Consider the following 7,551-nt stretch of genomic DNA (forward strand, 5'->3'; position numbering starts at 1 on the left):
CGCCGTCGCTTCAGTAAACGCAGAGTGAGCCAACGGATGATGAGTAAACTCAGTCGTCTGAGGGATTTCCCGCATTACAGACTTAGTCCAGAATTTAACAGCATTATACTCTTTAGCAGGGATACCGATGAGTTTACGGATCGTGTTAAGCGCAGACCGGAAAGCTTTTAAGACCTTGCCACGAACACTCTGATCAAAACCAGAGAGGATATTATCCATCGTACTTTGATTTGTCGTGCCATAGGCAATGAACTCAGCAACAGCTGAAGCAATATCACCCTCGAGCTGATAGCCTTTAATGACACTGGCAACCTTTGCCAAAATTGGATCCGAACTAAAGTTTTGATCCAGGAATGTATTCATATCCTGTTCGATCGATTCAAAGGCTTGATCCAGCTGCGGTGTCGTATTCCCGCGGACATAGTAGTCATAGATTTGGTGAACCGTAGTGGCGTGAACCATTTCGTGGGCAGTCACTTCAGCATTGGCAACGTTCAAATAGATGGTTTTCGTACGGCCGTCATAGATACCAGCAATTGCTGGGATGTCTCCGCCTTTATCGTTTAATACGACTTTAAAACCTTCTTCAATCAATTGACCCAAGACAGGAGATTTAAACGCAGCTGTTACGATATCCTGTAGAGCGAGGTTTGCGTCGATTGCTTCACGAAGAATGTCACGGACCTGCCCACCAGTATATGTGCCCTCGGTTACACCGAGATCACGACCAGCTTCAGTTACCAGTGATTCGAGCCCTTCACGCTTCTGTTCTTCAAGCCGGCTAAGACTTTCAATCCAGATCCGATTGGTCTCATAATTCAGATAAGCAATGAGTTCCTTTTCGGATTTGAACCTTTGACCTTCTTGGACGAACGGAGCATCCGCACCAGGGACCCCTTGGAACGATGTGAACACGCCCTTCTCTGCTTCGATACGGGCGTCTCTCCTCAAGACATCAATCTCAAGAGCATCTCGATAACCCCGGAGGTCAGCATAGCCCTCTTCGTTTTCAGCCATAAAAGCCAGAGCTTTGTCGTAAGCTTCTAAGATCGGACGTAACGTGTTGGTATGCCAGGCTTTTGCCACAGATTCATTCATGACTTTTGAAGCTTGGACTAAATTGGTTGTAGCATGGTTACTGCCATCGTGAACTGCCAAAGAGTTCTTTGGATAGTTTGGGTCTACCCAACTCTTTGTTTGAAGAAGAACGTCTGAGTTAGTTTGAGCTGTAAATGATAAAACACGCACACCGGAATCCCCGATCGTATCACGACGAGAATCAATACGCTGACCTGAAAGAGTACGGGAACGTGGATAGAATTCTGGTTCAACTTCAAAATCCTTATTTACTTCTCGTTTTTTCTGTTGCCCAAAACGACGACGTTTTACATCAGTAGAAGTTTCACCATCTGAAGCAGTCACATTAAAGACTGTGACACCGTTATCAATAATAGGCGCCAAATCCCTATGTTCTTTGAGAATTTTATTTCTTTCAGCTTTAGGGAGCTCATGCCCTTTGAGGATGACTCCGCTTTCAATAAGCTCTTTGGTTCGTTCTTTTACGGCTTTATTTACATAACTTTGATAGATCTCTGTTTGGAGTCTAAGACCTTTAACAAGGTCTTCATTAACACGTGACACAGAGGGATCTACAGCCTCTTCCATAGCCGCCTCAAAGGCAGGGATAACAAGTGCTTGATAGGCTCGAGACATCCGCTGAAACTGGTCAGGGCTAAATTTGAAATCACGAAGCAGCTGTTTAGATGGATTGGCGTTCTTCGCTAGGGCAGAGAGACTAGGCCCTTGAGGGGACGATCGCTCGACGTTTTGTAGATTACCGTACTCATTATAGTTAAAACTATGGGTCAGCAGATTATCAATAATAGGAGCAATCTCTCTGAGCTCAGCTAGAGCTTTTTGATCACCCTGTCCGACCTTAGAAATTAGTCCATAAGTATGATCCAAAATATCAGCAACGATATCCTGAGAGTTCGATTTACCTTTGGCGCCGTAGGAATATTTAGTAACCAGGCTTTTGGTTGCACCTCGAGCAATACGGATAAGAGGAACATCATTTACCCCTTTCTCAATCTCGAAGCCTTCCATTTTATTAAGGACGCCTAGCGCCATAAGGAAAGCGCGCTTACCGTCCTCTTTCCAGCGGAAAGCTTCATCAGCATCTTTAGGCTTACCCTCAAAGAATTTCTGCTCTTTGATTGCGTCTTGAACATTCAAAAGAGACGTACCCATAAGTTCGCCAACACGGCCGTAGAAATCACTATCGGAATTACCAGCGATAGGTGTCACTTGATCATTGGTTTGAATTGCCTGCTTCCATTCATGATAGGCAACGCCGTCATTTTCGTTATAAGCATTAGATAGGAAGTACCCGCCCCGTCTCCAGGTAGCGAGGATCTCAGGACTGTAAACACCGAGGAAGTGCTGGATGGCCGCAGAGATAGGACCATTGGTCTTACCGTCCAGCTCCATATACATATCTGTTTCAATTTCTGTAGCGCCAGAAGCCTCTGCTTCCAGCAACTGCTTGGCAGTCCACAAACCAGTAAGGGTAAACGCGTCTTCCTTAAGACCACCTAACGCATCGAACTGTTCCACCATAAACTGGCGGCTTTTGTTGTCAGTAATGCCAGCAGCAAGTGCATCTACGACTGGTTTATATTTACCTTTGAGCAAATCCCGGGCTTGGTTTGCAGCTTCCTTAATACCGAAGTTTTCTACTTTAACTCCTAAAGACTGGCCAATAGCAGCATAGAGAACATCTACCTGTTTAGTATCTGTCAGATCTACAACGTGCCGAGTGGGGGAGAACATCTCTCGAGCTAATTTATTCTGTTGCGGATTGAACCCTTCAAAATTGAAACGCGTGTTTGTACCTACAGAGATCCGATAGTACACTGGCACTTCGTGAGGATCCATTCCGTGCTTAGCAGCATAGTCCTGAATCTCTTGGATCTGACGCAAAGTGTTATTAATGCTGTAAGCGACACTGGTGTTTTTACCTTCGATCGAAAGCTCATGTTCTTTATTATAAAAGAGCCCATTGGCCATAGGTTTAAAGCCCAGGATACGCGCCATGGTACCGAGAGAAGCGCCCTCAGCAACCATTTGATCAAACATGGCAAAGAATCCCTTAGAGAGATAGAACGGAGTGCTCTGCTGCTCTTCCAGGGCCTGGATCTGCTCATCGTGAAGATCGAGCGTAGGGTCCTTTTTCACAACACGAGCGACATCACCCGGTGCCCATTTCTTACCGATGGAATATCGATGCATATCGCTAGACTTAGAAGTCAGGACATCACGGAGGAGGTTTTTGCCTGTCTTATCTTGCCAACCTTTTGGTTTTCCAAAAGAATAAGCTCGAACTTCATTACCACCGGCCAACTTAACCATTGAATCTTTGAACCAATAGTCATTACCAATAGAGTTCTTTCCCTCTAATGATAAGTATTCTAAGATCTCATGAGCCAAAGCTTCAAAAACACCTTCAGTTTCTGTAGGCGATACTTGATCATTTAATTTAGCACCCATGAACTCTTGGATATGGCGAGCTAAAGCGGGTTTTACATAAACACCTGGGCGCCCTGAATTAATAGCTTCTTTCATTTCAGTTGTAATTTTGCTGAGATCGCTAATACCTAAAAGATCACCCATTTGTTTAAGATCAGTTACACCCTTGGAGTTTTCATTATTCATGACGTAATCAGCTGTCGCCATAAGAGCTAACATCATAAGATGCTGATCAAACTTTGGTTCGCCTTGACGAATGCTCTCTGCATCCAACCATGCAAGAATTCTACCTTCTGCAGAGCGTGCAGGGTTAAAATCACTCTCACCGTTTTGGAAAGACTGCAATTCTTGAAGAAGAGGTTTGCCGTTTCTAGCTTTAGCTTTTTTAAGCTGAACCGTTACACGATCCTGCATACCTTTAAGAACTTTAAAGGCGTCTTCACGAACTTTCTTATTCGCAGCCTTCATCTCAGGGGTAATAAGATAGTGAAGATCCTCTTCTGCAGCTGTGATCAATCGATCAAGAGTATCTCCGGGTTGGAGCTTTGGTTCCAGGGCTTGGAGCAAAGTCGTCATGAAGGCTGGGCCTTCACCGTTCCCAAGGAGAGTGGCTCCCAATGTATATTCTGGCGTCCACCCCTCAGAGAGACCAACATCCTGGTCCACTACTCGAGTTGTTTCGATCGGTTCTAGCCCTTCAGGTGGCTGGACCTGCTCAGCTGAAGAAGCATCAGATGCGTTCTCAACGCCCGTCGTCTCGACGGCGTCAGCCGTCGCAGTTTCGGGTGTTGGGGTTGCTTCTGATACTTGTTCTGTCTGTGCGGGGGCAGGCACCGGTGATGGGAGACGCTCTTCAATTGCTTTACCTACTCCATCAGCAATAGCTGCTACAGCTGCTGCAATAGCACTTTCTGTCTCAGTAGCTTCTGCCGCCGGGAGCGTCGCGTCGGAGCCGGTCTCCTCTGGAGACCGTTCCTCCGCCTGCGCCGGCTGTCCGGTATTAAGAGTAGCAACATCTTCTCCGAGATTTACACGGAAACTGACTGAGCCGTTGTCGTTAACAAAGATCTCTTCCACGTCATTAATGGAAGTACCCTCAATGAATTCAACAACTTCTTCGAGAAATTGATTAAGTGTGTCTTCATTTTCAACAAGCGCTGCAGAGCTATCTCGAGTAGGAAATACGATAAAGTTCTGAAATTCACCAGCGTCATAGCGTTCAATGTCAAAACGAGGAGTGGCAATAGTCTCTACTGGTGAGGCTGTGTCTGCAGGTCCTTGATCAGCTGGTGCTTCTGTCGTCGTCTCTGTCGCCGCTTCTCTTTCTGGTGTCGTCGGAGTAGCTTCTGCTTCAGATCCTTGCGTGACATTTTCTGCCTGTCTTTGCTGAACTTCTCGAGCTTGCAAAGATGTGGTTTGGCTGTCAAGCGCCAGCGTACGAGTGTTCAGATATAATCTATCTAACGCTGTGAGCGCTTTTCGTGAGTTACGCTGTGGATTACTTTCACCGATGAAAGCACCGATCAGACCTTTCACAAAGCCAACAACCTGTTTAGCAAAACCAGGATCTTCATAGACTACAGCATCCAGATCAGGTTCGAGCTCTTTTACAGTGAGACCGTATGCCATGTACTCAGAGATTGCCCGAGCCATATTGCGGTCTTGTTGTGCAATCGGAAGAGCTGGATTGACCAAAGCTCGCATGATATCTTGAACACGCTGGCCTTCCGGTGAAAGATCTGTCCGCTCCATAAATGCTAAAGCAGCATCATTAAGTTCTAATGCAGCTTTTTCCGTAGCAGTAAGAGGCTGGTCTGTACCGCGCTTGAGAGATGTACTAGCCAAGTTTTGAAACAAAGCTTCTAGAGTGGTCGCATGAATCATCTCATGGAGAAGCGCTTCAGCTCTCTCGTTAAAGACGACGATCTCATTCTTCTGGGGATCCCACCAACCATGAGTGGTCTTTGAAGCTTTGCGCTCTTCAGCAGTGGCTTGTCGTACAATCGTACGAGGGTTCGCTCTCGCAAAAGAGGAACCAGCAATCATAGACAGAATCGTTTGCTGGTTTGGATTTAGGGCGCTGGATCCCAATAGATATCGGATAGCGCCTGAGAGGTTGGTTTCGTTATTTCCTTGGAATAGCTCTTTAAAGCTGATCCGGCCGTCAGGCTGCAGACCGTCACCAGGGCTCCGAGGAGTATTATCCACACCGGTATCTTGTACCACCGGCGTGGATTGGGTTTGTTCAGTTTGACCTTGCTCAGATCTCTGTGGTGTCGGGGCATCTTGGGTCGCCTCGTTTTGTTCAGGGACTGCCGGCACTTCCACTTCTTGGAGACGCTCGCCTTGATAGGTTTCTGGGAACTGCTCGAGCAACACATTATAAGCGCGGATCCCAGTATTGAGATCTTCGGCAATGGCAGCATAAGTTCGGAGAGAATTTTGAGAAGGGGCGTATACATAAATTGATCCCTTTCCCGGACGAAATTCACCAGTCTTTTGGCTTAAAGAGTCAAAAGTGCGATCTGTTTTTTTAACGGTCGGGTTGGCTACAGAAAATTCATAACTTTCAGTTGCCGCGGCATACTTGTTTTGCTGGTGTTGGATCAGTTTCCGGAGATCTGTCAGAACGTCTTTAGCGTCGACTTGCGCACCAGACGTGTCACGTACAACTGTGGATCCTTCACGGCCGTTCCGAATAGCACCGCGGATAAGCTGAGAAACCATATCGTTGAATGATGCAATCTCACCGAACTTGGCTGTCTTACTCTGAAAGAGCGTCTCACGACGTGCGCCGGCACGATCGTTCTTACGATTGCCTTGTACGGGACCCAAACGATCAGAGTGCTCAGGTGCCTGAATAGCTTCAACAACGGCCACCGCTTTCAGAGAATCCTCTGACATACCGGCTTTAGTCTCTTCAGTGATACGAGCAGGATCTACGCCCACTGGGTTCATCACAACTTCTTTGACGGAACCAATAGGACGAACCTCTCCGCCGGCGGCTACTGATTTAACAGATGCAGCATTGAGAGTTTCAGACGTCTTTCGGATTGTCTCAGCGAGGACTGGTTGCTCATCCATATGGGATGTGAACTCATCAGCCCGGGCTTTAGCACGTGCTTCAACCGCTGCGTCTTCTTCAGGAGTACGTTGTGTAGTTGGTGTGGATGTCCCAAGAATACTTTCCAGATACGCTCTACCGCCTTCTGGATCATTATTGAGTATAAACGAATTATATTGAGCTTGCTGCTCGCGAGTAAGCCCTACTGCGTCACCAGCACCCGTATTAATACGACCACTTTCTTCGAATTGAATATCATCGATCGGAGATGTTTGTGTTTCTTCTTGAGCTTGTTGCTGGGCATCCAGACCCAGGAACTCAAAAGCTCCATGATATCCAGACAAGAGATCTGCTTGTTCCTGATAATACTCAGCCAGGGCAATACCTGCTTCGCTCTCAGGATCATAGGTATTCCGAGAGATAGCTTCTTGAAGGTTCTGAAGCGTCTTCACCCGATCGCCGTCGACGATCTCTTTCTTAAATGGTTTGGTCTTTTGCTTCTCTTCTGGGGTCAGCCCTTCCAGGAACTGGATTTCATCACCCAGAATGTCCCGTACCCGTTCGATCTGGGCTCGGGCCTCAGGAGCAATCTCTGCTTTAGGGTCGTCTAATGCTTTAATAAGATCTGCAACCTGCTTACCTTCTTCAACCATTGGACCATAGGTTTCTTCCAATGTGACACGCTCTTTGGCGATGAGACGATTACGTTTCAGCTCATTTAGATTTTTACCAATGGTAACGCCCGTTTTAAGAGAAACGTCCGCTACAACCTCAGCCCAAGCCTTCGGGAAAGAAGGTGCGCTAATGACGGCCGTAGCACCCAGACCACCGATGGCGCCTTCAGTGGCTGCCTGACCGACGTCGTCTGAAAGCTGTACACTTGAGTCTGCATTGTCCCGAAGAGCGATGTTTTGGAAAGCTTGCGCTGTGGCGTTCTGTGCTGCTTCTTCAACAGTTTG

The 7,551-nt window shown here is 47.0% G+C and carries 1 protein-coding gene; it reads right to left on the bottom strand.

Annotation, left to right across the window (positions count from 1 at the left end; genetic code table 11):
• Nucleotides 1-7,551: hypothetical protein (locus Q0241_RS08050; RefSeq protein WP_299375774.1), on the bottom strand; the 7,551-nt coding region annotated here is incomplete at both ends.

Source organism: uncultured Kiloniella sp., assembly GCF_937128705.1.
Classification (GTDB): Bacteria; Pseudomonadota; Alphaproteobacteria; order Kiloniellales; family Kiloniellaceae; genus Kiloniella.